Raw genomic sequence first — 25,082 nt, forward strand, 5'->3', positions numbered from 1 at the left:
AGTTCCAGTGGGAAGTCTGGAGTCGGGGTAGAATGACGGCTTCCTGGAGGACGACCTCCCCCTGTCGCAGGGTATTCGCTCGGGACGGCCCGCTTTTGACAGGAGGGCCGTCATGGCTTGGCTGATGCTGGTTGTCGCAGGATTCTTCGAGGTGGTCTGGGCGTATGCGATGAAGCGCTCGGATGGATTCACCCAGCTTGTCCCGTCCGTCATTACCCTGGTCACGATGGTGGCCAGTTTCGTCCTGCTGTCGCTGTCGATGCGCAGCATTCCCCTTGGGACCGCCTACACGATCTGGACCGGCATCGGCGCCATCGGCGCCTTCGTCGTGGGGATCGTCGCGCTCGGCGAGCAGCTCAGCGCCATGCGCATCGCCGCCGCGGTGCTGATCGTGAGCGGGCTGGTGCTGATGAAGCTGTCATCGGGGCACTGAAGCAGCCGGCCGGCGCCGGCTGCGTCGAATGGGGATCAGAACGCGGCGATGCCGGTCTGGGCGCGCCCGAGGATCAGCGCGTGGATGTCGTGGGTGCCCTCATAGGTGTTGACCACCTCGAGGTTGACCATGTGGCGGATGATGCCGAATTCGTCCGAAATGCCGTTACCGCCGAGCATGTCGCGCGCCACGCGGGCGATGTCCAGCGACTTGCCGCACGAATTGCGCTTCATGATCGAGGTGATCTCGACGGCGGCGGTGCCTTCGTCCTTCATGCGCCCCAGGCGCAGGCAGCCCTGCAGGCCGAGGGTGATCTCGGTCTGCATGTCGGCCAGCTTCTTCTGCACCAGCTGGTTGGCGGCCAGCGGCTTGCCGAACTGCTGGCGGTCCATGGTGTACTGGCGCGCGGTGTGCCAGCAGGCTTCCGCCGCGCCCAGCGCACCCCAGGCGATGCCGTAGCGGGCCGAGTTCAGGCAGGTGAACGGACCCTTCAGGCCGCGCACGTCCGGGAACGCGTTTTCTTCCGGGCAGAACACCTCGTCCATGACGATTTCGCCGGTGACCGAGGCGCGCAGGCCGAACTTGCCGTGGATCGCCGGCGCCGACAGGCCTTTCCAGCCCTTCTCGAGCACGAAGCCGCGGATCGCGCCTTCATCGTCCTTGGCCCAGACCACGAACACGTCCGCGACCGGCGAATTGGTGATCCACATCTTCGAGCCGCTCAGCGAGTAGCCGCCGTCGACCTTGCGCGCGCGGGTGACCATCGAGCCCGGGTCGGAACCGTGGTTCGGCTCGGTCAGGCCGAAGCAGCCGATCCATTCGCCGGTGGCCAGCCTGGGCAGGTACTTCTGGCGCGTCGCTTCATTGCCGAACTCGTGGATGGGAACCATGACCAGCGAGGACTGCACGCTCATCATCGAACGGTAGCCGGAATCGACGCGCTCGACTTCGCGCGCGATCAGGCCATAGGCCACGTAGTTCAGGCCCGGGCCGCCGTACTGCTCGGGAATCGTCGGACCCAGCAGGCCGAGCTCGCCCATCTCGCGGAAGATCGAGCTGTCCATCTTCTCGTTGCGGAACGCCTCGAGGATGCGCGGTTGCAGCTTGTCCTGGCAGTAGGCGGCAGCGGCGTCGCGCACCATGCGCTCGTCGTCGGTCAGCTGGCTGTTCAGCAGCAGCGGATCATCCCAGTGGAACTGGGCGGGGCCACCAAGGGCTTTGCGGGACGAATCGGAACGGTTCATTGTTGAAAATCCTGTCTCTGGGTTCTAGTTCGATGGCGGGCGGCGTTCGCCGCGCCGGAATCTGACCATGATAGAAATGCACCCGTGGCGCATCTTTTAAATCTGCGACAGGCATTTTCAACTTTGTCCGGGGACGGAAAGCTCAGCGCCCCGGCGTGCAGCCGAACCTGCCCGCATGAAAGAGGAGCGAGGGCTGCGGATGGAACTGGCATTCCTCGACCTCGCCCACGAAGATGACGTGGTCGCCCTCGGGATAGCGGCTGCGGTTGTGGCATTCGAACCAGGCCGACACGCCTTTCAGGATCGGCTGGCCGGTGCGCGACAGTTCGTAGTCGGCGCCCTCGAAAGGATCCGGGTTGCGGCGCGAGAAGCGCATGGCCAGCTCTTCCTGGCCGGCCGCCAGCACGTTGATCACGTAGTGGGAGTTGCCGCTGAAGATGGGCAGGCTGGCGCCGCCCGCGCCCAGGCTCCACAGGACGAGCGGCGGATCCAGCGACACCGAGTTGAAGGAGCTGGCGGTCAGGCCGCGGAAGCTGCCGTCGACCAGGCGCGTGGTGATCACGGTGACACCGGTGGCGAACTGGGACAGTGCGTGGCGGAAATGCGTCGAATCGAAGCCGCGAATCGTGGCGCGGGGAGAACGTGTATTCATTGGTACCCTGGAAGTTGGCGCCATTATGCCATCGCCCAGGCATCCATTGCCGCGCTACTCGGGTTTGGACGCACAAAATGCTACAAGGTATGCAATCTTGACCATGGCCGGTTGTCGCGCGGATGTCACGCTGCCGCCGGTCACTGCTTGTTCACTGCAGAACATACGCGTTTGCGATACATTAAGAGGTATCGCGTACTGTCAATGTCAGGTGAACAATGAGCGATCAGTCAGGAACCGAAGTGGCCATCCTTGGCGGCGGATGCTTCTGGTGTCTGGAGGCCGTTTACCTCGAAGCGCGCGGCGTGACGCGGGTGGAGTCCGGCTACATGGGCGGCCACGTGCAGAACCCGAGCTACGAGCAGGTGTGCACCGGCGCCACCGGCCACATCGAGGTGGTGCGCCTGGAGTTCGACCCGGCAGTCATCAGCTACCGCGACATCCTCGAGATCTTCTTCACGATCCACGACCCGACCACGCAGGACCGCCAGGGCAACGACGCGGGGCCGCAATACCGCTCGGCGATCTTCTTCTGCTCGCCGGAACAGGAAGCCACCGCGCGCAAGGTGATGGCCGAAATGACCTGCGTCTGGGACGCGCCCATCGTCACCCAGCTGCGGCCGCGCGAGACCTGGTACAAGGCCGAGGCCTACCACCAGGATTACTTCGCCCAGCATCCGCTGCAGGGCTACTGCGCCTTCGTGGTGGCGCCGAAGGTGGCCAAGTTCCGCAGCACCTTCGCCGCCCACCTGAAGGACTGAGCGGCGCCTGCCCGGCCCGCATCACGCGTACATGTACCTGCGCGACCACGGCAGCTGTTCCGGGTCGCTCCCCGCCTTGCCGCACACGATCTGGTAGAGGCTGATGCGGTCGTGCGCGAACGCATAGGCGCAGCCGGCCAGGTACACGTGCCAGATGCGGAAGCGCTTGGCGTCGGTGAGCGTGCGGATGCGCTCGGCGTTGTTCTCGAAATTGTCGGTCCAGATCGCGCAGGTGCGCGCGTAGTGGCGGCGCAGGTTTTCCACGTCGCGCACTTCCAGGCCGCCTTCCTGCATGGCCCGGATCACGGTGGACAGGTGCGCCAGCTCGCCGTGCGGGAACACGTATTCGTCGATGAACTGGCCGCCGCCGTAGGGCGAGGCGCCGTTGTCGACATTGGTGGTCGTGATCCCGTGGTTCATCACCACGCCGTCGCGCGCAAGCAGCGCGCGCACCTGCGAGAAATAGTCCGGCAGGTGCTGCACGCCCACGTGCTCGAACATGCCGACGCTGGTGATGCGGTCGAAGCTGCCCCCGACGTCGCGGTAGTCCTGCAGCCGGATCTCGATGCGGTCCCGCAGTCCGGCGCGCGCGACCCGCTCGCGCGCCAGCGCCGCCTGGTTCTCGGACAGGGTGATGCCGATGCAGCGCGCGCCGAAGCGCTCGGCCGCGCGCAGCACCAGCGCGCCCCAGCCGCAGCCGATGTCGAGCAGGGTCTGGTCCGGGCGCAGGTCGATCTTCTTCAGGATGTGGTCGATCTTCCTGGTCTGGGCCGTGGCCAGGTCCTCGTCGCCGTCCTCGAAATAGGCGCACGAGTAGACCATGCCCGGATCGAGCCAGGCGGCATAGAACTCGTTGGAGACGTCGTAGTGGTAGCGGATCGCCTCGGCGTCGCGCTCGCGCGTGTGGGTCAGCCGGAACTTGTCGCCCAGCCGGCTGCGCGGGCGCTCGGTGGCGACGCCGGACGCCGCCAGGGCGTTGCCGACGTCGATGATGTCGGCGGCGCGGCCCTTGACCTCGATCGCGCCTTCGACATAGGCGCGTCCGAGGCTGTACAGGGAAGGAGAGCGCAGGTAGCGCAGCGCTGAGGGGTCGGGTACGCGGATCGTGACGCGCGGCGTTTCGGACGACAGCTCGAACTGCTCGCCATTCCACAACTCCACACGCAAGGGCAAGGACAGTTTGCTGCGCAGGCCTGCGCTCCAGGCCGAAAACTTGATCTGGTCGAACACGGTCACCTCCCGAAGTGGCGGCCGGCGCAACGCTGCCGGCCTAGGGTTGCAATCGCTGGCGTGTCCAGCTGCCGTCCGCCTGCCGCTCGTACACGATGCGGTCGTGGAAGCGCGAACGCCGTCCCTGCCAGAATTCGATACGTTCGGGGATCAACCGGAAGCCGCCCCAGTACGCGGGACGCAGCGGATCCTCGCCAGCCTGCCGTGCCACCGTCTCGTAGTTTTCCTCGAGCGCGGCGCGGCTCGCGATCGGGGCGCTCTGGCGCGAGGCGGTTGCCGACAGCCTGCTCTTCAGCGGACGGCTGCGGAAATACCTGTCGCTTTCATCGTCCGAGGTCCGTTCGACGCGTCCTTCGATGCGTACCTGGCGTTCCAGTTCACTCCAGAAGAATAACAAAGCTGCAAAATTATTGTCAGCTAATTCCTGGGCCTTGCGGCTGTCGTAGTTGGTGTACCAGGTGAAGCCGCGCTCGTCGAACTGCTTGACCAGCACGATGCGCGAGCTCGGACGTCCATTCGCGGCGACGGTCGCCACGGTCATCGCGTTCGGTTCGTTGACCTCGGCCTTGAGCGCCTGTTCGAACCATTGCGTGAACTGGAGCATCGGATCGTCCAGCACCTCGTGTTCGTTCAGGCTGGCCTGGCCGTAATCCTTGCGCAGGTCGGCCACCGCCTGGCCCACCGCGGCCTTGTTCGATTCCGGCACGCCCAGCTGGGCGCGGCGGCGCTGCATCGCCGCGCCCAGCTGGGCCATCTGGGCCGGCGAGAACAGGCGCAGCGCCATCGGCGCGATGACGCTTTCCTCGCGTTCCATGTGCGAGGTGTAGCGCTGCACGAAGCGCTGCACGGCGCTGGCCGACAGCACCGCCGCCGCGCCTTCGGCGATCGCCGTCAGCTGCTCGTGCAGGTCCTGCCACATCGCGTCCATGTCCTTGTGGTCCTGCAGGATCACCGGCGCCAGCGCCTGCAGGGTGGCGGCGTCCTCGCCCTGGGCCACCGCGCGCAGCATCGGGATCAGGTCCTGCTCCTCGTCCTCGTGGTGCAGGTGGGCCGCTTTCTCGAAATACTTCAGCACCGCCGCGGCGGCCTGGCGCGCCTGCTCGTCGGCGCCGTGCTCGGGCAGATGGGACAGCAGTTTTTCCAGCGTGGCAAGCTGTTTGCGGATGCGCCCGTGGCAGTGCTTGAGCACGGCGATCGGCTGGTCGAAATCGGGGGCGGCGTCGTGGAGGAGATTGTTCATTGGCGTTTTTTTGACACGCGAAAATATTTGCTTGACGAAGAGTTATTTTAGTGCAGATGCGAAAGTTCCGTCCGCTACAATGTGAGCATGAATACGATCAACACTCATGTCTTTGCGGCAGCGCTGGAAGAGGAAGTGGACTTTGCGCGCCGCTTCGGGGGCATTGCTCGCCTGTATGGCGAGCGTGCACTGGAACGTTTCCGCGCGGCGCACGTTTGCGTGATCGGCGTCGGCGGCGTCGGTTCGTGGATCGTGGAAGCGCTGGCGCGCAGCGCCATCGGCCACCTGACCCTGATCGACCTCGACAACGTGGCCGAATCGAACATCAACCGCCAGATCCAGGCGCTGTCGTCGACCGTCGGCATGCCGAAGATCGAGGCGCTGAAGGAGCGCATCGCGCAGATCAACCCGTTCTGCAAGGTGAGCCTGGTCGAGGATTTCATCGATCCCGACAACATCCCGGCGCTGGTGGCAAACCAAGGCTTCGACTACGTGGTCGATGCGATCGACAGCGTCAAGCCGAAGGCCGCCCTGATCGCCTGGTGCAGCGCCAACGGCATGCCGCTGGTGACGATCGGCGGCGCCGGCGGGCAGATCGATCCGACCAAGGTCGAGATCCGCGACCTGGCGCGCACCGAGCAGGAACCGCTGCTCAAGAAAGTGCGCAAGATCCTGCGCGCGCAGTACGGCTTCGCGCGTGGCGAAAAGAACAAGTACCACATCGACGCGGTGTTCTCGATGGAGCCGCTGCGCTATCCGGAAGCGGGCGACGCCTGCGCGGTCGATCCGAACAGCATCACGGGCCTGAATTGCGCCGGCTTCGGCTCCAGCATGGTGGTCACCGCGACCTTCGGCATGGTGGCGGCGGGGCACATCCTGCGCAAGATGGCCGAGGCCGCGGTAGCCGACGCGAACGCGGAAGCGCTGAATGCGGCCGCGCTCGATGTCGCGGCAGCCGCCGCCGCGGTAGCCGGAGCCGCGACGACGGTCTGAAGTAGTGCAAACTGTGCAACGCGGAGAGGCCTTGCTATCATAGGATCAGTCGTTATCCTTTTGATGGAAGAACCCTATGATTCGTCGATCCGCATTCATGGCCCTGCTGCTGGCGGCTGCCGCCGTCCACGCCCAGGAGGGCGCGCAGGAGGCCGGCAAGCCGGCCACCCAGCCGCCGCCCGAGGCGCAGCAGCCGGCCACTCCTCCCGCCACCCCGCCCACCCCCACGCCTCCTTCGACTCCTTCGACCCCGGCCGCCGAGACCCCGCCGGCCGTGCAGGCCGCGCCTGCGCCGCAGGTCGAGATCCTCGACCGCGTGGTCGGCAAGGGCAAGGAAGCTTCGCTGGGCAGCAATGTCGTCGTCAACTACACCGGCTGGTTCCACAAGCCGCTGGCGCCCAAGCAGCGCGGCCGCAAGTTCGATTCCTCGCTGGACGCCGGCCGCACGCCGCTCGAGTTCCAGCTCGGCGCGGGCAAGGTCATCAAGGGCTGGGAGCAGGGCGTGGCCGGCATGAAGGTGGGCGGCAAGCGCACCCTGATCATCCCGAGCGCGCTGGCCTACGGCAAGCGCGGGGCCGGCGGCGGCGTGATCCCGCCCGATTCCGACCTGATCTTCGACGTGGAACTGCTGGATGTGAAGTAGGTGAAGTAAATCAAAAAGTAAACTGTTCGACAACCGGGAGCCTGGCATGAGAATCGCGAACGACGTCACTGAACTGATCGGCAACACTCCTCTGGTACGCATCCGCAGGCTGGGCGCCGGCAGCGGCGCCGACATCCTCGGCAAGCTCGAGTTCCAGAACCCGGCGCACAGCGTCAAGGACCGCATCGGCCTGGCCATGATCGAGGCGGCCGAGGCGGCCGGAAAAATCGGTCCGGATACGACGATCGTCGAACCCACCAGCGGCAACACCGGCATCGCGCTGGCGATGGTGTGCGCGGCGCGCGGCTACCGCTGCAAGCTGGTGATGCCCGAGACCATGAGCAGCGAGCGGCGCATGCTGCTGCGCGCCTATGGCGCCGAGCTGGTGCTCACGCCCGGCAGCGAAGGCATGATGGGCGCGATCCGCCGCGCCGAGGAGCTGGTGGCCTCCGACCCGCGCTGCTTCATGCCGCAGCAGTTCAACAACCCGGCCAACCCCGAGGTGCACCGCAGGACGACCGCCGAGGAAATCTGGCGCGACACCGAGGGCAAGGTCGACATCCTGGTGGCGGGGGTGGGCACGGGCGGCACGATCACCGGCGTGAGCGAAGTGATCAAGCCGCGCAAGCCCGGCTTCCAGGTGATCGCGGTGGAGCCGGAAGCCTCGCCGATGCTGTCGAAGGGCACCAAGGGACCGCACCCGATCCAGGGCATCGGCGCGGGCTTCGTGCCGCAGGTGCTCAATACCCATGCCTATGACGAAGTCATCTGCGTGAGGAACGAGGATGCCTTCGAGACCGCCCGCGCGGCGGCGCGCGAAGAAGGGCTGCTGGTCGGGATCTCGTCGGGCGCGGCGCTGTGGGCTGCCGTGAAGGTGGCCAGGCGGCCGGAGAATGCCGGGAAGATGATCGTGACGATCATTCCGTCGTTCGGCGAACGCTATCTCAGCACCGCCTTGTACGCCAATCTTGCCGGGTGATGTGCAGGTGGGCGGGTAGTCCCGCCCACGCCGGGTCGCCGGCGCCCCGGCCAATCAGTGCGCATGCTCCTTCAGCGCGCAATGATGGTGCGTGGTCCCTTCCTCCACCTGCAGGGTGCAGTGATGGATCGCGAAATCCTCGCGCAGGCGCTCCACCATCGCGTCGATCACCTGGTCCCCCGGATACCCGCCCGGCATCACCACGTGCGCCGTCAGCGCGGTCTCGGTGGTGCTCATCGCCCAGATATGCAGGTCGTGCACTTCCGACACCCCCGGCCACCCGGCCAGGAAGGCGCGCACCGCGCCCGGGTCGACGCCGGGCGGCACCGCCGCCATCGACAGCTGGACCGATTCGCGCAGCAGCGACCAGGTGCCGGCCACGATCACGACCACGATCACCAGGCTGACCGCCGGATCGATCCAGTGCCAGCCGGTCGCCATGATCGCCAGGCCCGCCACCACCACGCCCAGCGACAGCGCGGCGTCGGCCGCCATGTGCAGGTAGGCGCCGCGCACGTTCAGGTCGTCCTTGGCGAGGCGCATGAACAGCCAGGCCGAGAAGCCGTTGACCGCCACGCCGACCGCGGCGACGACCGACACCGTCAGGCCGGCCACCGGCGCCGGCTCGGTGAAGCGCTGCACCGCTTCCCATGCGATCGCGCCGCAGGCGACCATCAGGAGCAGGCCATTGGCCAGCGCCGCCAGGATCGAGGAGCCGCGCAGCCCGTAGGTATAGCGTCCATGCGGCGCGCTTTTCGCGAGCAGGGCCGCGCCCCAGGCCAGCAGCAGTCCCAGCACGTCCGACAGGTTGTGGCCGGCGTCCGCCATCAGGGCCGTCGAGTGCGCGATGAACCCGTAGGTGAATTCGATCGCGACGAACAGCAGGTTCAGCCCGATCGCCAGCCCGAATGCGCGGCTGTCGGTGCCCGGCGCCGGCATGTGGTGGTGGTGGTGGTGGCCGAGCCCGTGGTGGTGGCCATGATCGTGGTCGTGACCGTGATCGTCGTGGGCGTGTGCGTGGTCGTGGGTCATGCGTCCAGTCCGTTGGCGGGTTCGGCGATGTGCTCGAACATGTTGGAGAGCAGGCTGCTGATGTGCGCATCGGCGGCCGAATAGAACACCTGCTTGCCCTGGCGCTCGGCCTTGACGATGCGCGCGGCGCGCAGCAGGCGCAGGTGGTGGCTGACCAGGGAGCTGGACAGGTCGAGGGCGGCGGCGATGTCGCCCACCGCGGTCGGCTGGGCCAGGCAGGCCAGCACGATGCGCAGGCGGGTCGGGTCGCCCAGCAGGTGGAACAGGTCGGCCAGCTGGTCGACCGCTTCCTCGGCAGCCAAGGGAAGGGATTCGATCGTCATGAGTATATTCAACGTTTGAAGACTTGTTCACATGTTAGATGAATTGGCCGCGACCGGCAAGCGGCGTGCGCCGCCCGTGTCGTGTCAGCGTCCGCTGCGGCCGGCCGGCTGGCCGCCCTGGTCGTGCAGCAGCTGGCCATCGTTGTCGCGCAGCTCGGCCTGGCCCAGGCCGAGCGGCTGCAGCTGGGGCAGGATCTTGCGGCGGTCGCCCACCGCCACCACGGTCATGCGCGCCGGGTCCAGGTAGCGGCGCGCCACGTCCTGCACCTGGGCGGCGCTGACCTCGGCGAAACGGCGCGGCAGGGTGTCGTAGTAGTCGGCCGGCAGGCCGTAGACATGCAGTTCGGCCAGGCTGGCGACGATATCGCTGTTGGTTTCGAACTCGCCCGGCAGCGACAGCACCTGGGCGTCGCGCGCCGCCGCCAGCTCGGCCGGCGGCAGGGGCTGTTCGCGGATGGCGCCCAGCTCGCGGAAGATCTCGCGCACCGAGGCGCCGGTGGCGTCGAGGCGCACGCTGCCGGCGATGACGAAGGGCCCCGGCGTGCGGTCGTAGCGGAAGTCCGAGAAGATCCCGTAGGTATAGCCCTTGTCTTCGCGCAGGTTGTTGTTGAGCCGGCTGGAGAACATGCCGCCCAGCGCGCCGTTCATGACCTGCAGCGCCGCATAGTCGGGGGTGTTGCGCGCCACGCTGACGCTGCTGACGCGCAGCGCCGTCTGTCCGGCGCCGGGCTGGTCGACCAGCACCAGGCGCGCGCGCGTGCCGTTCGGCGCGCCGCCGCCGCCGGACGGCGCCCGGTCCTTTTCCCAGCCGCCGAAGCGGGCCTGGGCCAGCGCCCGCAGCTCGCCCTCGGCGATGTCGCCCGACACCACCAGCGCCGCGTTGGCGGGCACGTAGTGGTGGCGCCAGAAGTCCTCGATCTCGTCCCGGGTCGCGCTGCGGATCGCCGGCTCGGTGCCGAGCTGGCCATAGCCCTTGGGGTGCCTGGCGCCGAACAGCGCGCCGGCCGCGGCGACCGCCGCCACGTCTTCCGGATCGTCGCGCTGCTGCATCAGCTCTCCCAGCCGGCTGGCGCGCTGGCGCTCCACCTCGGCATTCGGGAAGGCCGGATGCAGCACCATGTCGGCCATGATCTCGAGCGCCTGGGCGAAGGTGGAGCGCAGCGACACCAGCGACACGGTGGAGGCGTCGATGCCGGTGTCGGTGTCGATGAAGGCGCCCAGCTGCGCGATCTCGTCGGCGATCTGGGGCGCGCTGCGGGTGGCCGTGCCTTCCTCCAGCATCTGGGCCGTGAAGCCGGCCAGTCCCGGCAGCCGGTCGGGATTGGCGGCGCTGCCGCTGCGCACCACCACCTGGGCCGACACCAGCGGCAGCGCCGGGTTGTAGTGGTGGATCACGGTCAGGCCGTTCGGCAGCTTGAAGCTGTTCCCACGGGGCAGGCTGAAACGCGGCGCCGGGCCGGGCTTGGGCGGCCTGGCGCGCCAGGCTTCGTCGGCATTGACCGGCGCGCCCGTGGCGGCGGCCTGGGAGGTCTTGGGCGCCGGCAGGCGCGGATCGTTGACCACCGGCGTGCCCGGGATGCCGGTGACGACCGCGCGCGCGCTCTGCTTCAGCCAGGCCTGCACCGCGCGCTGCACGGCGCGGGCGTCGACGCGGCGCACGCGCTCGATGTCCCTGGCCAGGTAGCCCGGGTCGCCCGTGTACTGGTTGTAGTGGTTGAGCTGGTCGGCCAGCCCGTCGCCGCCCAGCTTTTCGATCGACGCCAGCAGCGCGGTCTCGATGCTGTTGCGGGCGCGCTCGACTTCCTGCGCGGACGGAGCGTGGTCGCGCAGCTTGGCCAGCTCGGCGTCGATCGCCGTCTCCAGCTCGCGCGGCGTGTGCCCGGCGCGCGCGGTGACGTCGATCACGAAGGTCGAGGTGAGACCGTAGGAATTCTGGGCCGCGTCGACGTCCTGCGCGATCTGGCGCTCGTAGACCAGCGACTTGTACAGGCGGCTCGACTTGCCGCCGCCGAGGATGTGGGCCGCCACCGCCAGCTCGGCGTCGCCGGCCTGGTAGGCGGGCGGGGTGAGCCAGCCCATGTACACGCGCGGCAGCTCGACCCGGTCGCGCACCACGACCCGGCGCTCGCTGGTGATGGGCGGCGTGGCCACGTTCGGGCGCGCCACCGGCGGGCTGCGTTTGAAGCTGCCGAAATAGCGCTCCACCAGCGCGCGCACCCTGGCCTTGTCGATGTCGCCGGCGATGACCAGGCTGGCGTTGTTCGGGCCGTAGTAGCGGGCGAAGAAATTCCGCACGTCGTCCAGCCGGGCTCCCTGGATGTCGGCGTGCGAACCGATCACCGAGGCGTAATACGGATGGCCCTTGGGGAACAGCGCGTGCGCCAGCGCTTCCTCGACGATCCCGTAGGGCTCGTCCTCGACGTTCTGGCGCCGCTCGTTGCGCACCACGTCCTGCTGGTTCGACAGCGCCTTCTGGTCGAGCACGTCGAGCAGGTAGCCCATGCGGTCGGCATGCACCCACAGCGCCAGTTCGAGCTGGTTCGAGGGCACCGTGTCGTAGTAGTTGGTGCGGTCGTAGTCGGTGCTGCCGTTGCTGTCGGTCGCGCCCGCGCCCTCGAGCAGCCGGTCGGCCAGCCCGCGCGGGATGTGGCGGGTGGCGGCGAACATCATGTGCTCGAACAGATGGGCGAAGCCGGTCAGTCCCGGCGCCTCGTCGGCCGGCCCGACGTGGTACCACAGGTTGACCGCGACGATCGGCAGGCGCCGGTCCTCGACCAGGATCACCTGCAGGCCGTTGGGCAGCGTGTATTTGTCGAACGCGACGGCCGGCAGCGGGGCGGGGCCGCCGCCCTGGGCCAGCGCGACGACCGGCAGGCAGGCGAACAGCAGCGGGGCCAGCAGCGGCGCCAGCAGGGAGGGGAGTCTCATTCGGCTTTCCGGGTGGCGCGCGGACGCCGTCGCGCGGCGCACGCGCCATCGGCCCCGCGCACAGGTTCGCGCCTACTCGATGAAGCGCAGCAGTCCCTGCAAGGCGTGCGCGACGGTCTGCTCGCGGATCGACTGGCGGTCGCCCGAGAGCACCAGCCGCTCGGTATAGGTGGTGTCGCCGCGCGACCAGCCGAAGCACACCGTGCCGACCGGCTTGCCCGGCACCGCGCCGGACGGGCCGGCGATGCCGGTGGTGGAGACCGCGACGTCGGCATTGCTGTTGGCCACCGCGCCCTCGGCCATGGCGCCCGCCACTTCTTCGCTGACCGAGCCGAACTGCGCGATCAGGGCGTCCGGCACGTTGAGCAGTTCGGTCTTGGAGAGGTTCGAATAGGTGACGAAGCCGCGCTCGAACCAGCCGGTGGAGCCGGCGATTTCGGTGATGGCCTGCGACACGCCGCCGCCGGTGCAGGATTCGGCGGTGACCAGCAACAGTCCCTTGGCCTCCAGGGCCCGGCCTACCTTGGTAGCAAGATCGATCAGTTCGTTCGTCACGTGAGGCTCCTTTCGCGTGCTGGCCAGGCCGGCGGTGCGCCGGCGCACATGGTCGGCGGACGGGCTTGTCCGCGTACGGTCCATTCTAGCGCGACGCGGCCCTTCGTGGCGCGGCAAAGTTTCAAAAATTGCTATTCAAATCGTGGGAGACGGTTTACAGTGCTGCCGCCATGCCGGTCGTCCCATGGGGAGTCCCGTAGAGCGCACAGGAATTGTTCCGTGCGACATGATGCGCAATCGTGCTGCTATGCTGGAATGCCTGTTGGGCGCAAGCATGCGCGCCCGTTTCTGTATTTTCGTAGGATCTGAACATGCCGCACGAACCTATCGCGCGTGACCGGACGGGGCCGGCACGGCCGTGAGGACCCCTGTCGCCGCCAGGCGGGCCCCGCATGCGCCATGCGCCCGGACACCGGGGCCGCCCGTGGAGCCGGCATGAGCGGCCAGGAATCAATCCGCAAGAAGCTGGTGGCGGTGGTGATGGCGACGACCCTCACCGCGCTGCTGGTATCGATCGCGATCGTGATCGGCTATGACCTGCGCAGTTACCACCGCACCCTGGTGAGCGACATGACGACCCAGGCCGAGCTGGTCGGCCACATGACCTCGGCCGCGCTGACCTTCGACGATCCGCGCCTGGCCAACGAGAACCTGGCGCTGCTGCGCACCCGACCGCTGGTGCGCGCGGCCGCCATCTACGACGCCTCCGGCGCGCTGTTCGCCTCGTATGCCGCGGCCGGCGAGGGCGGCCGGATCGCCCGGCGCCTGACTCCGGACACGGTGCGCAGCGGCGACGGCGACCTGGTGGTCCAGCAGCGCATCGTCGAGAACGGCGATGCGCTCGGCACCGTCGTGTTGCGCGCCGAGAACCGGCTGCTGGCCCGGACCCTGGACTATCTCGGCATTGCCGCCTTCGTGACCCTGGTGGCGATGGCGATCGCCTACCTCGTGATGTGGCGCCTGGGGCGCACGCTGACCGCCCCGATCCTGGCCATCGCCGGGATCGCGCGCGAGGTGGTCGAGACGCGCGACTATTCGCGCCGCGCGCCGCGCATCAGCAACGACGAGGCGGCCGAGCTGGTCGACTCCTTCAACGCCATGCTGACCGAGATCGAGCAGCGCACCCGCGAGCTGGAGGATTCGAACAGCGCCATCGCGCGCGAGGGCCAGGAGCGTTCGCGCGCCCAGCAGGAAGTGATGCGCCTGAACGAGCAGCTCGAGCAGCGCGTCGACGAGCGCACCATGCAGCTGGCGCTGGCCAACGCCGAGCTGGCCAACGCGATCGAGACGGCGCGCAACGCCAACCAGGCCAAGTCGGCCTTCCTGTCCTCGATGAGCCACGAGCTGCGCACCCCGCTCAACGCGATCCTCGGCTTCGCCCAGATCCTGACCTCGGAAACGCTGCCCTCGACCCTGGAGCAGAAGAAGGAATTCGCCAACCACATCCTGAAGTCGGGGCGGCACCTGCTCACCCTGATCAACGAGATCCTCGACCTGGCCAAGGTGGAGTCGGGCACGGTGACCCTGTCGATGGAGCCGGTGGCGCTGGCCGACACCCTGGCCGAGTGCCGCAGCATGGTCGAGACCCTGGCGGCCGGGCGCGGGGTGCGGGTGCTGTTCCCGGACGTCGACGGCGCGGTGGTGCTGGCCGACCGCACCCGCCTCAAGCAGGTGATGCTCAACCTGCTGTCGAACGCGGTCAAGTACAACCGCGAAGCGGGCGCGGTGGTCGTCACCTGCGAGCAGGCCGCGCCGGAGCGGGTGCGCCTGTCGGTGCAGGACACCGGCCACGGCCTCAATCCCGAACAGGTCGCCAGCCTGTTCCAGCCCTTCAACCGGCTCGGCCAGGAGGCCGGGGCGCAGGAGGGCACCGGCATCGGGCTGGTGGTCACCAAGCGCCTGGTCGAACTGATGGGCGGCCAGATCGGCGTCACCAGCAGCCCGGGCGTGGGCAGCGTGTTCTGGATCGAGCTGGCCAGCACCGCGCCGCTCGCCTCGGCGCTGGCCGAGCGCGGCCCCGAGGCGGTGGCGGCGGCGCCGTCGGCGCCGCCCGAGGGCGAGCCGCACCTGCTGCTGTACGTCGAGGACAACCCGGCCAACCTGCGCCTGGTCGAGGAGATCGTGCGCTTCCGCAGCGACCTGCGCCTGCTGTCGGCGCCCGACGGCCATCTCGGCCTGTCGCTGGCCAGGGCGCACCGTCCCGAGCTGATCCTGATGGACCTGAACCTGCCGGGCATGAACGGGATCGAGGTGCTCAGGCAGCTGCGCAGCGATCCCGTCACCGCGGCGATCCCCGTGATCGCCCTGACCGCCAACGCCATGCCGCGCGATATCGAGCGCGGCCAGGCGGCGGGCTTTTTCCGCTATCTCACCAAGCCGATCGACATCGACAAGTTCACTGAAGCGATCAACAGTACGCTGGCGCACCTGCATGAACGCGGTGCCCAGGCCGAAAGGAAGGATTGATGATCTCCCTGTCCGACATCCGGCGCGCGCGCATCCTCGTCGTCGACGACGAACCGGTCAACGTGCAGCTGCTGGAGTACCTGCTCAAGACCACCGGCTACGAGAACGTGTACAGCACCAACGATCCGCGCCAGGTGGTGTCGCTGCACCTGAAGCACCGCTTCGACCTGATCATCCTCGACCTGCACATGCCGGGAATGGACGGCTTCGACGTGATGGAAGCCCTCAAGCCGCTCGAGAGCGACTCGTGGCTGCCGGTGCTGGTCGTGACCGCCGAGCCGGACAAGAAGCTGGCCGCGCTGGAGGCGGGCGCGCGCGACTTCATCGGCAAGCCTTTCGACACGGTCGAGGTGATGACCCGCATCCGCAACCTGCTCGAGGTGCGCCTGCTGCACCGCGAATCGCAGGACTACGGCAGCGAGCTGGAACGCGAGGTGCGCGAGCGCACCGCCGAGCTGGCGCGCTTCCGCGGCGCGATGGACGCGACCCCGGACGCGATCTTCCTGGTCGATACCGCCAGCATGGCGATCGTCGACGTCTCCGACGGCGCCTGCCGCATGCTGGGCTTCTCGCGCGACGCATTGATGCGCATCGACCCGGTGGCGCTGGGGCTGACCTCGCGCGAGCAGCTCGAGCGCCACCTGGCCGGCGGCGCCGGGCAGGGCGGCAAGGCGCCTGAAACCGACATCGTCGAGACCGAGCTGCTGCGCGCCGGCGGGCAGGGCTCGGTGCCGGTCGAGATCAGCTGGAAGCTGCAGGACCTGGGCGCCGGCCGCATGCTGATCGCGGTGGCGCGCGACGTCAGCGAGCGCCTGCACGCGGCCGAGCGGCTGCGCCATGCGGCCAACTACGACGCGCTGACCGGCCTGCCCAACCGCACCCTGTTCTTCGAGAACCTGGACGGAGCGATCGAGCTGGCGCAGGACAAGAACTGGAGCGTCGCGGTGCTGTGCATCACGCTGGACCGCTTCAAGGTGGTTAACGATTCGCTCGGCACCGCGCTCGGCGACGAGCTGCTGCGCCAGTTCAGCACGCGCCTGGTGCGGGTGGCGCGCCTGCGCGACACGGTCGGGCGGCTGGGCGGGGACGAGTTCGCGCTGATCCTGACCATGTCGCGCGACCAGCAGGAAGCCGTCCACATCGCCAACGAAGTGCGCGAGACCCTGCGCATGCCGTTCGACCTGCACGGCCAGGCGGCCGTGCTGACGGCCAGCATCGGCATCGCCATGTACCCGGACGACACCACCGATCCGGGCGCCCTGGTCAAGTACGCCGACACCGCGATGGTGCGCGCCAAGGAGGCGGGGCGCGACGGCTACCGCTTCTTCACCGCCGGGATGAACGTGCAGGTGCTGGCGCGCCTCGACCTGGAACTGGCGCTGCGCGGGGCGCTCGAGGGCGGCCAGTTCGTGCTGCACTACCAGCCCAAGCTGGAGCTGAACACCGGCCGCATCTCGGGCGTGGAAGCGCTGCTGCGCTGGCACCGTCCCGGCTATGGCCTGGTGTACCCGGCCGAATTCGTGCCGGTGATGGAAGAGACCGGGCTGGTGGTGCGGGTCGGCGAATGGATCATCGACGAGGCCTGCCGCCAGATGGCGGAATGGAACGAGGCCGGGGTGCGCGACGTGCGGGTGGCGGTGAACGTGTCGAGCCGCCAGTTCGCCGAAGGCGACCTGGAAGCCGTGATCAAGGACGCGCTGGCGCGCCACGGGGTCGAGCCGGGACAGCTGGAGATGGAGCTGACCGAGAGCGCGCTGATGATCAATGCCGAGCACACCACCGAGGTGCTGGAGCGCCTCAAGAAGCTCGGCATCCGGGTGGCGATCGACGACTTCGGCACCGGCTATTCGAGCCTGGCCTACCTGAAGCGCTTCCCGATCGACAAGCTGAAGATCGACATCGCCTTCGTGCGCGACATCATCAACAACCCGGACGACGCGGCGATCGCGCTGGCCATCATCAGCATGGCGCACAGCATGCACATGCAGGTGATCGCCGAAGGGGTGGAGACGCGCGCCCAGATGGCCTATCTGCGGCGCCACCATTGCGACGAGATCCAGGGCTTCCACTTCGCGCGCGCGCTGCCGGCCGACCAGCTGGGCCAGCTGGTGCTGGACAACCGCGCCCAGCCCGACAAGCCGCCGGCGGCCGACGACAAGGTGCAGACGCTCCTGATCGTGGACGACGACGTCAACGTGCTGACCGCGCTGCACCGGCTGTTCCGGCGCGAGGGCTACCGCGTGCTGACGGCGTCCTCGCCGGCCGAGGGTTTCGAGCTGCTGGCGCTGTACCGGGTGCAGGTGATCCTGTGCGACCAGCGCATGCCGGTGATGAGCGGGACCGAGTTCCTCAGCAAGGTCAAGGAGATGTATCCGGATTCGATCCGCATCATCCTGTCGGGCTACACCGGGGTGGAGTCGGTGCTCGACTCGATCAACCGCGGGGCGATCTACCGTTTCTATACCAAGCCGTGGAGCGACGCCGAACTGCGCGACAATGTGCGGCATGCGTTTCGCCATTACTGGCTGACGTATGGGCCGTATGACGACCGCAAGGTGCCGCGCGAGGGGGATGCGTAGTGGTGTGAGCTTGCGGTAGCTGCAGGGTGGGCGGCTATGCCGCCCACCCTAACGGCATCAGGGTCGCGCGTATCAGGCGGCCACGAAGTGATCCCAGCCGCGCAAGCCGAGATCCAGCGGGGCGCCCGATGCATCGACCATCCGCAACCCCAGCGCGACATCGATCGTCCCGACCCGCGTCACCGCCGTCCCCGTTTCGGCGCCCGCCGCCAGCACGGCCGCCCGCGCATGCGCCGGCGCCGTGAAGCACAACTCATAATCATCCCCGCCCGCCGCCGTGAAGCGCCGCCGCAGCTCCAGCGGCTGGCGCGCCAGCACCGGCCCCGCCGGCAGCGCATCGACATCGAGCGTGGCCCCGACCCCGGACGCCGCCAGGATATGCCCCAGGTCCCCCACCAGCCCGTCCGAGATGTCGAGCGCCGCATGCGCGGCCGGCGCGCCGGCCAGCGCCAGTCCCAGCGCCACGCGGGGAGAGGGCAGGTGCATGCGCAGCGCCGCCTGGGCGTGCGCCTCGGCGTCCAGTCCGACCTCCCCCAGGCTCCCGGCCAGCGCCAGGCGCGCATCGCCGAGCGTGCCCGAGATCCAGATGTCGTCTCCCGGCCGCGCCGCATCGCGCCGCAGCGCGTGGCCGGGAGCCAGTTCGCCGAACACGGTGATGCAGATATTCAGCGGTCCGCGCGTCGTGTCGCCGCCGATCAGCTCGCAGTCGAAGGCGTCGGCCAGGGCGAACAGGCCGGAGGAGAATCCTTCCAGCCAGTGCGGATCGGCCCTGGGCAGGGCCAGCGCCAGGGTGAAGGCGACCGGGCGCGCGCCCATCGCCGCCAGGTCCGACAGGTTCACGGCCAGGCTCTTGTGTCCCAGCATGCGCGGGTCGGCGCCGGCAAAGAAATGCCGGTCCTCGACCAGCATGTCGGACGAGATCGCGATCTGGCGTCCCGGCGTCGGGGCCAGCAGCGCGCAGTCGTCGCCGATGCCGAGCGCCGCCTTGCCGGGCCGGACGCGCTGGAAGTATTGTTTGATGAGGTCGAATTCGGAAAGCATGGGCGCAATTGTACCGTCCGCCCCAAGCCACCGCCCGCCCCGAGCCACCGTCCGCTCCAAACTGGTGCATCCGGCGTCCGGGAAGCCGAGCATGGATTGGTTTGGTGCATGGCTGGCGTCGCCGCACCAATTTAGCATCAAATACTATGCCATTGGTCTTGACAAATCAATTCGGCATTGGCTTGTTGAAAATACGTAGACTTTGACAAGTTCTCGTCTGATAGAATCGTAGGTCCCATTTGCAATAATGAAGGCTGCCCGGCATGGATTCGTCATCTGATAAGAAAGAAGAATTACGTCAACAACTGCGTGCTGCAGCGCTCGAATATCACCAGATTCCCCGGCCCGGCAAAATCAGCGTGACGCCGACCAAGGGACTGCTGAACCAGCGCGACCTCGCCCTGGCGTATTCGCCGGGCGTGGCGGCGCCTTGCGAGGAAATCGTCAAGGATCCGGCCAACTCGTACAAATACACGGCGCGCGGCAACCTGGTGGCCGTCATCAGTAACGGCACCGCCGTGCTGGGCCTGGGCAACATCGGCCCGCTGGCGTCCAAGCCTGTCATGGAAGGCAAGGGCGTGCTGTTCAAGAAATTCGCCGCGATCGACGTGTTCGACATCGAGATCGCCGAAACCGATCCGGACAAGCTGGTCGACATCATCGCCTCGCTCGAGCCGACCTTCGGCGGCGTGAACCTCGAGGACATCAAGGCGCCCGAGTGCTTCTACATCGAGCGCAAGCTGCGCGAGCGCATGAAGATCCCGGTCTTCCACGACGACCAGCACGGCACCGCGATCATCGTCGGCGCCGCGATCCTGAACGGCCTGAAAGTGGTCGGCAAGAGCATCAAGGAGTGCAAGCTGGTGGTGTCCGGCGCCGGCGCGGCCGCGCTGGCCTGCCTCGACCTGATCGTCGACCTCGGCTTCCCGATCGAGAACATCTTCGTCACCGACCTGGCCGGCGTGGTCTACAAGGGCCGCACCGAACTGATGGATCCGGACAAGGAGCGCTTCGCCCAGGACACGCCGCATCGCAGCCTGGCCGACGTCATCCCGGGCGCCGACATCTTCCTCGGCCTGTCCGCGGGCGGCGTGCTGAAGCAGGACATGGTCGCGAAAATGGGACCGAACCCGCTGATCCTGGCGCTGGCCAACCCGACCCCGGAAATCCTGCCGGAAGACGTGAAGGCGGTGCGCAGCGACGCCATCATCGCCACCGGCCGTTCGGACTATCCGAACCAGGTCAACAACGTGCTGTGCTTCCCGTACATCTTCCGCGGCGCGCTCGACTGTGGCGCGACCACCATCACCCGCGAAATGGAAATCGCGGTGGTGCATGCGATCGCCGACCTGGCGCACGCCGAGCAGTCGGACGTGGTCGCCACGACCTACGGCATCTCGAACCTCTCGTTCGGTCCGGAATACCTGATCCCGATGCCGTTCGACCCGCGCCTGCTGACCCACATCGCCCCGGCGGTGGCCAAGGCGGCCGAGGAGTCGGGCGTGGCGTCGCGTCCGATCGAGGACCTGGCGGCCTATGCGCTGAGCCTGCAGCAGTTCGTGTACCGCAGCGGCACCTTCATGAAGCCGCTGTTCCAGATGGCCAAGAGCGCCCCGCCCGAACTCAAGCGCATCGTCTACGCCGAAGGCGAGGAAGAGCGCGTGCTGCGCGCGGTGCAGGTGGTGGTCGACGAGAAGCTGGCGCGCCCGATCCTGGTCGGCCGCCCGGCGGTGCTGGAAAAGCGCATCGAGAAATTCGGCCTGCGCCTCAGGATGGGCGAGCATTTCGACATCATCAACCCGGACTTCGACGAGCGCTACCGCGATTACTGGCAGGCCTACTACCAGATCGGCATGCGCAAGGGCGTGACCCAGGACATGGCCAAGCTGGAAATGCGCCGCCGCCACACCCTGATCGGCGCCATGATGATCCACAAGGGCGACGCCGACGGCATGATCTGCGGCACCTATGGCACCACCCCGCTGCACCTGCACTATATCGACCAGGTGCTGGGCAAGCGCGCCGGCAGCAAGGTGTATGCGGCGATGAACTTCATCATCACCCAGGACCGCCAGCTCGCCATGGTCGACACCCATGTCAACGTCAACCCGAACGCCGAGGAACTGGCCGAGATCACGGTCATGGCGGCCGAGGAGATGGAGCGCTTCGGCATCTGTCCGCGCGCGGCGCTGCTGTCGCACTCGAACTTCGGCACTTCCGATACCGAGTCGGCGCAGAAGATGCGCGCTGCACTTGCACTGGTGCAACAGAAGAAGCCGGACCTGGAAATCGATGGCGAGATGCATGGCGACATCGCCCTGGACTCCAAGGCGCGCGCCAAGATCATGCCGCACTCGACCTTGAAGGGCGATGCGAACCTGCTGGTGTTGCCAAATATAGACGCTGCCAACATCTCCTATAACCTGCTGAAGACGGCTGCCGGCAACGGCATCGCGGTCGGTCCGGTGCTGCTCGGCTGCGCACGTCCGGTCCACATCCTGACCCCCTCGGCGACCGTGCGCCGCATAGTGAACATGACCGCGCTGTGCGTGGTCGACGCGGTCTCCCAGCGCTGAGTGTGACAGCCTCCGGCATGGCCTCCTGCGCCATGCCGGTTGTTTCTCCGGAAGCATTGTCACCAGCGGTCACAATTTGTCGCGCCACACATACACTGGTAACAAACCGTAAGCAGCTACCGCGCGCGACTGCTTTCAAGGCATAATGTCACAATAAAGTGTTGCTTTAATTGCACGAATTTCTAAGGTGCAAAGGGCACATCTCTCCTCTCTGTTACAATCCGGGCTTGTCACAATTGTCTGGCTGCCTGCGAGACCACCTTCAAGAATCCACGAACATGCAAACAAAACGAGCCCTCATCACCGGGATTACCGGCCAGGACGGCGCCTACTTGGCGCAATTGCTTCTGGAAAAAGGCTACCATGTGACCGGCACCTACCGCCGCTCCAGTTCCGTTAACTTCTGGCGTATCGAGGAACTCGGCGTCGCAAATCATCCGAACCTGTCGCTGGTCGAATACGACCTGACCGACCTGTCGTCGAGCATCCGCCTGGTCGACAGCAGCAAGCCTGACGAGGTCTACAACCTGGCGGCCCAGAGCTTCGTCGGCGTGTCGTTCGAGCAGCCGGTGGCGACCGCGTCGATCACCGGCCTGGGCGCGGTCAACCTGCTCGAGGCGATCCGCATCGTGAATCCGAAGATCCGCTTCTACCAGGCGTCGACCTCGGAAATGTTCGGCAAGGTGCAGGCCGTCCCGCAAATCGAGGACACCCCGTTCTACCCGCGCAGCCCGTATGGCGTGGCCAAGCTGTATGCCCACTGGATGACGGTCAACTACCGCGAGTCCTACGGCATCTTCGGTTCGTCGGGCATCCTGTTCAACCACGAGTCGCCGCTGCGCGGCCGCGAGTTCGTGACCCGCAAGATCACCGATTCGGTGGCCAAGATCGTGCTGAACAAGCTGGACGTGCTGGAACTGGGCAACCTGGACGCCAAGCGCGACTGGGGCTATGCCAAGGAATACGTGGAAGGCATGTGGCGCATCCTGCAGGCGGCGCAGCCGGACACCTTCGTGCTGGCGACCAACCGCACCGAGACCGTGCGCGATTTCGTGACCATGGCCTTCAAGGGCGCGAACATCGGCATCGAATGGAGCGGCAGCGCCGAGAACGAAATCGGCCGCTGCGACCGCACCGGCAAGGAACTGGTGCGCGTGTCGCCGAAGTTCTACCGTCCGGCCGAGGTGGACCTCCTGATCGGCGACCCGGCGAAAGCCAGGCGCGAGCTGGGCTGGGAGCCGAAGACCACGCTCGAAGAGCTGTGCCAGATGATGGTCGACGCCGACCTGCGTCGCAACGAACTGGGGTTCTCGTTCTGATATGGACCGCATGGCAACGGATGATATTCTCGCCGTCAGCGGCGGGAAGGAAGGCGAGGGCCGGCGCGCGCTCATCACGGGCCTGCGCGGCTTCACCGCCCGTTACCTTGCGCAGGAGCTGAGCGCCGCCGGATACCGGGTGTTCGGCACCGTGATGCCGGGCGACGAGCTTGGCCCCGACATCCACCCGGTCGACCTGTGCGACCGCGCCGCCGTCGCCGCGATGGTGGAGGAGGTGCGGCCCGACGTCGTGGCCCACCTGGCCGGCATCGCCTTCGTGGCCCACACGAACGTGGAGATGATCTACAAGGTCAACGTGGTCGGCACCCGCAACCTGCTGGAAGCCCTGGCCGCGGGCCAGCACCGGCCCACCAGCGTGCTGCTGGCTTCCTCGGCCAATATCTACGGCAACGCCAGCGTGCCCGTCATCGACGAGAGCGTGGCGCCGGCGCCGGCCAACGACTACGCGGTCAGCAAGCTCGCCATGGAGTACATGGCGCGCCTGTGGATGGACAAGCTGCCGATCACGATCGCGCGTCCGTTCAACTACTCCGGCGTGGGCCAGTCCGAGAATTTCCTGCTTCCCAAGATCGTCTCGCATTTCCGCCGCAACGAGCGCCGCATCGAACTGGGCAACCTGGCGATCGCGCGCGACTTCTCCGACGTGCGCATGGTGGCGCGCAGCTACCGCCGCCTGCTGGCGGTGGCGCCGGCCGGCGAAGCATTCAACGTCTGCTCCGGCACCTCGCATTCGCTGGCGAACCTGATCGACATGATGAGCGAGATCGCCGGCTACCACATCGACGTCCAGGTCAACCCGGCCTTCGTGCGCGCCAACGACGTGCTCCAGCTTAGCGGCAGCAACGGCAAGCTGGCCGCCGTGATCGGCCAGCTCGATCCGACGCCGCTATCCGACACCCTGCGCTGGATGTACCAGGCGTGAGCAAGGGCGGTCTCACTGTCGGACTCGGGACGACGATGATCGAACCGGGCCTGACCGGAGGCCGCCTGGATGGGATCGGCGTCTACACCTCCGCGTTGCTGCGTCACCTGCCCCGGGCCGGCTGCGCCATTCAACCCTATTCGTGGCCGCGCCCCGGCAGTAAGGGGGCCGGCATCGGTGTCGGCCGGCCGATGCCGCAGTCCTTCGAAAAGGCTTCGCTGGTCGACCTGGCCACGCCGGGCATGCACCGCGTCCACATGCCCGTCGACCTGTTCCACGTCACCGACTACCGCGTGGTGCGCATGGACTGCCCGGTGGTGGCGACCCTGCACGACGCCTTGCCGATCAAGTATCCGGAATGGTGCAACCCGCGCCTGCGCAGCCTGAAGAACTGGCTGCAGCGCAAGGCGGCGGCCAAGGCCGACCATGTGATCGCGCTGTCGCAATTCGCGATCGCCGAACTGGTCGAATGCTTCGGGGTCGACGAACGCCGCGTGTCGGTGGTGCCGTGCGGCGTCGACGACGAATGGCTGCAGGCGCCCGAGCCAGGCGCGGTGGCGGCGACCCTGGCCGCCCATGGGCTCGCGCCGGGTTACTTCCTGACCGTCGGCACCCTGCAGCCGCGCAAGAACGTCGGACGCCTGCTCGAGGCCTGGCGCCTGCTGCCGGACGCCGTACGCGCCGAGCGCGCGCTGGTGATCGTCGGCGCGCGCGGCTGGCGCTGCGAGGAGCTGGTGGCCCGGATCGAGGCGGCGATCGCCGCCGGCGAGAACGTGGTCTGGCTCGACTGCCTGACCGACGGCCAGGCGCTGCGCCATATCTACGCGGGCGCGGGCGTGTTCGTCTTTCCTTCGCTGTACGAGGGCTTCGGGATCCCGGTGGTGGAGGCCTTCGCCTCGAACGTGCCGGTGGTGTCCTCGAACGCCAGCTCGCTGCCCGAGGTGACCCGGGGTGCGGCGCTGGACGTGGACCCGCTCGACACCGGCGCGCTCCGCGATGCGATGCTGGCCCTGGCGCGCGATGGCGCCGAACGCACGCGCTGCATCGCGCTTGGGCGCGCGCGCGCCGAACAACTGACCTGGCAGGCGACTGCGCGCCTGAGCGCGGAAGTATACCGTGCCGTCCTTTCGCAACAAGCCTGAACT

At 67.5% G+C, this 25,082-nt stretch carries 20 protein-coding genes; 11 read left to right on the forward strand and 9 right to left on the reverse strand.

Annotated elements, in window-relative coordinates; genetic code table 11:
* Positions 1–112: 112 nt before the first annotated feature.
* A complete protein-coding gene (locus H162_RS0102430) occupies positions 113–433 on the forward strand; it encodes a DMT family transporter (protein WP_020651853.1) in 321 nt (106 codons plus the stop codon).
* A 35-nt stretch (positions 434–468) separates the two neighbouring features.
* Here the strand turns inward: H162_RS0102430 and H162_RS0102435 are convergent, their stop codons facing one another.
* Positions 469–1,677, reverse strand: coding sequence for an acyl-CoA dehydrogenase (locus H162_RS0102435; RefSeq protein ID WP_020651854.1), 1,209 nt, complete (start codon positions 1,675–1,677; stop codon positions 469–471).
* Between the two features lie 142 nt (positions 1,678–1,819).
* Positions 1,820–2,329 (reverse strand): flavin reductase family protein, encoded by a 510-nt coding sequence (locus H162_RS0102440; RefSeq protein ID WP_020651855.1) that lies wholly within the window; start codon positions 2,327–2,329, stop codon positions 1,820–1,822.
* A gap of 218 nt (positions 2,330–2,547) precedes the next feature.
* Between H162_RS0102440 and msrA the strand changes: the two genes are divergently transcribed.
* Complete coding sequence (msrA, locus tag H162_RS0102445) at positions 2,548–3,090, forward strand: peptide-methionine (S)-S-oxide reductase MsrA (protein ID WP_026354132.1); 543 nt, start codon at positions 2,548–2,550, stop codon at positions 3,088–3,090.
* A 21-nt stretch (positions 3,091–3,111) separates the two neighbouring features.
* Here the strand turns inward: msrA and H162_RS0102450 are convergent, their stop codons facing one another.
* Together H162_RS0102450 and pdxH are read right to left on the reverse strand one after the other, a co-directional pair.
* Positions 3,112–4,320 (reverse strand): class I SAM-dependent methyltransferase, encoded by a 1,209-nt coding sequence (locus H162_RS0102450; RefSeq protein WP_026354133.1) that lies wholly within the window; start codon positions 4,318–4,320, stop codon positions 3,112–3,114.
* 40 nt (positions 4,321–4,360) lie between these two features.
* Complete coding sequence (gene pdxH, locus H162_RS0102455; protein WP_020651858.1) at positions 4,361–5,560, reverse strand: pyridoxamine 5'-phosphate oxidase; 1,200 nt, start codon at positions 5,558–5,560, stop codon at positions 4,361–4,363.
* Between the two features lie 87 nt (positions 5,561–5,647).
* Here pdxH and tcdA point away from each other — a divergent pair, with 87 nt between their 5' ends.
* The 3 genes from tcdA (at position 5,648) to cysK (ending at position 8,175) form a co-directional block, all read left to right on the forward strand.
* Positions 5,648–6,553, forward strand: coding sequence for a tRNA cyclic N6-threonylcarbamoyladenosine(37) synthase TcdA (gene tcdA, locus H162_RS29935; protein WP_020651859.1), 906 nt, complete (start codon positions 5,648–5,650; stop codon positions 6,551–6,553).
* A gap of 76 nt (positions 6,554–6,629) precedes the next feature.
* Entirely contained in the window at positions 6,630–7,196 is a 567-nt protein-coding gene (locus tag H162_RS0102465; protein WP_026354134.1) for an FKBP-type peptidyl-prolyl cis-trans isomerase, read from the forward strand.
* 46 nt (positions 7,197–7,242) lie between these two features.
* Positions 7,243–8,175, forward strand: a complete 933-nt coding sequence (gene cysK / locus H162_RS0102470; protein ID WP_020651861.1) for a cysteine synthase A — start codon at positions 7,243–7,245, stop codon at positions 8,173–8,175.
* A 54-nt stretch (positions 8,176–8,229) separates the two neighbouring features.
* Here cysK and H162_RS0102475 read toward each other — a convergent pair whose 3' ends face one another.
* From H162_RS0102475 to H162_RS0102490, 4 genes are all read right to left on the reverse strand, one after another.
* Complete coding sequence (locus tag H162_RS0102475) at positions 8,230–9,207, reverse strand: cation diffusion facilitator family transporter (protein WP_020651862.1); 978 nt, start codon at positions 9,205–9,207, stop codon at positions 8,230–8,232.
* Positions 9,204–9,530, reverse strand: a complete 327-nt coding sequence (locus tag H162_RS0102480; protein ID WP_020651863.1) for an ArsR/SmtB family transcription factor — start codon at positions 9,528–9,530, stop codon at positions 9,204–9,206. Before H162_RS0102480 ends, H162_RS0102475 begins: the two co-directional genes overlap by 4 nt.
* 84 nt (positions 9,531–9,614) lie before the next feature.
* The gene (locus H162_RS0102485; protein WP_020651864.1) at positions 9,615–12,458 is read right to left on the reverse strand and encodes a M16 family metallopeptidase; all 2,844 of its coding nucleotides are present in this window, start codon (positions 12,456–12,458) and stop codon (positions 9,615–9,617) included.
* Positions 12,459–12,530: 72 nt separating this feature from the next.
* Complete coding sequence (locus tag H162_RS0102490) at positions 12,531–13,013, reverse strand: CinA family protein (protein WP_020651865.1); 483 nt, start codon at positions 13,011–13,013, stop codon at positions 12,531–12,533.
* Positions 13,014–13,448: 435 nt separating this feature from the next.
* On the opposite strand from H162_RS0102490, the gene H162_RS0102495 reads away from it, so the two are divergent.
* Complete coding sequence (locus tag H162_RS0102495) at positions 13,449–15,479, forward strand: sensor histidine kinase, YfiR-like protein-associated (protein ID WP_020651866.1); 2,031 nt, start codon at positions 13,449–13,451, stop codon at positions 15,477–15,479.
* The gene (locus H162_RS29940; RefSeq protein WP_020651867.1) at positions 15,479–18,058 is read left to right on the forward strand and encodes an EAL domain-containing protein; all 2,580 of its coding nucleotides are present in this window, start codon (positions 15,479–15,481) and stop codon (positions 18,056–18,058) included. The genes H162_RS0102495 and H162_RS29940 overlap by 1 nt, the downstream gene beginning before the upstream one ends.
* Positions 18,059–18,130: 72 nt before the next feature.
* Here H162_RS29940 and thiL read toward each other — a convergent pair whose 3' ends face one another.
* Positions 18,131–19,099 carry a thiamine-phosphate kinase gene (gene thiL / locus H162_RS0102505; protein WP_020651868.1) on the reverse strand — a complete coding sequence of 323 codons (969 nt, stop codon included), beginning with the start codon at positions 19,097–19,099 and terminating at the stop codon, positions 18,131–18,133.
* Positions 19,100–19,362: 263 nt separating this feature from the next.
* Here thiL and H162_RS0102510 point away from each other — a divergent pair, with 263 nt between their 5' ends.
* The 4 genes from H162_RS0102510 to H162_RS0102525 all read left to right on the forward strand — a co-directional run bounded on the left by H162_RS0102510 (position 19,363) and on the right by H162_RS0102525 (position 25,079).
* Positions 19,363–21,675: an NADP-dependent malic enzyme gene (locus H162_RS0102510; protein WP_026354135.1), complete on the forward strand. Its 2,313-nt coding sequence runs from the start codon at positions 19,363–19,365 to the stop codon at positions 21,673–21,675.
* 278 nt (positions 21,676–21,953) lie between these two features.
* Entirely contained in the window at positions 21,954–22,994 is a 1,041-nt protein-coding gene (gmd, locus tag H162_RS0102515) for a GDP-mannose 4,6-dehydratase (protein ID WP_020651870.1), read from the forward strand.
* Between the two features lies 1 nt (position 22,995).
* Positions 22,996–23,937, forward strand: coding sequence for a GDP-mannose 4,6-dehydratase (locus H162_RS0102520; protein WP_020651871.1), 942 nt, complete (start codon positions 22,996–22,998; stop codon positions 23,935–23,937).
* The gene (locus H162_RS0102525; RefSeq protein WP_229451897.1) at positions 23,934–25,079 is read left to right on the forward strand and encodes a glycosyltransferase family 4 protein; all 1,146 of its coding nucleotides are present in this window, start codon (positions 23,934–23,936) and stop codon (positions 25,077–25,079) included. The genes H162_RS0102520 and H162_RS0102525 overlap by 4 nt, the downstream gene beginning before the upstream one ends.
* Positions 25,080–25,082: the final 3 nt, after the last annotated feature.

It is taken from the genome of Massilia niastensis DSM 21313 (assembly GCF_000382345.1).
Classification (GTDB): Bacteria; Pseudomonadota; Gammaproteobacteria; order Burkholderiales; family Burkholderiaceae_D; genus Telluria; species Telluria niastensis.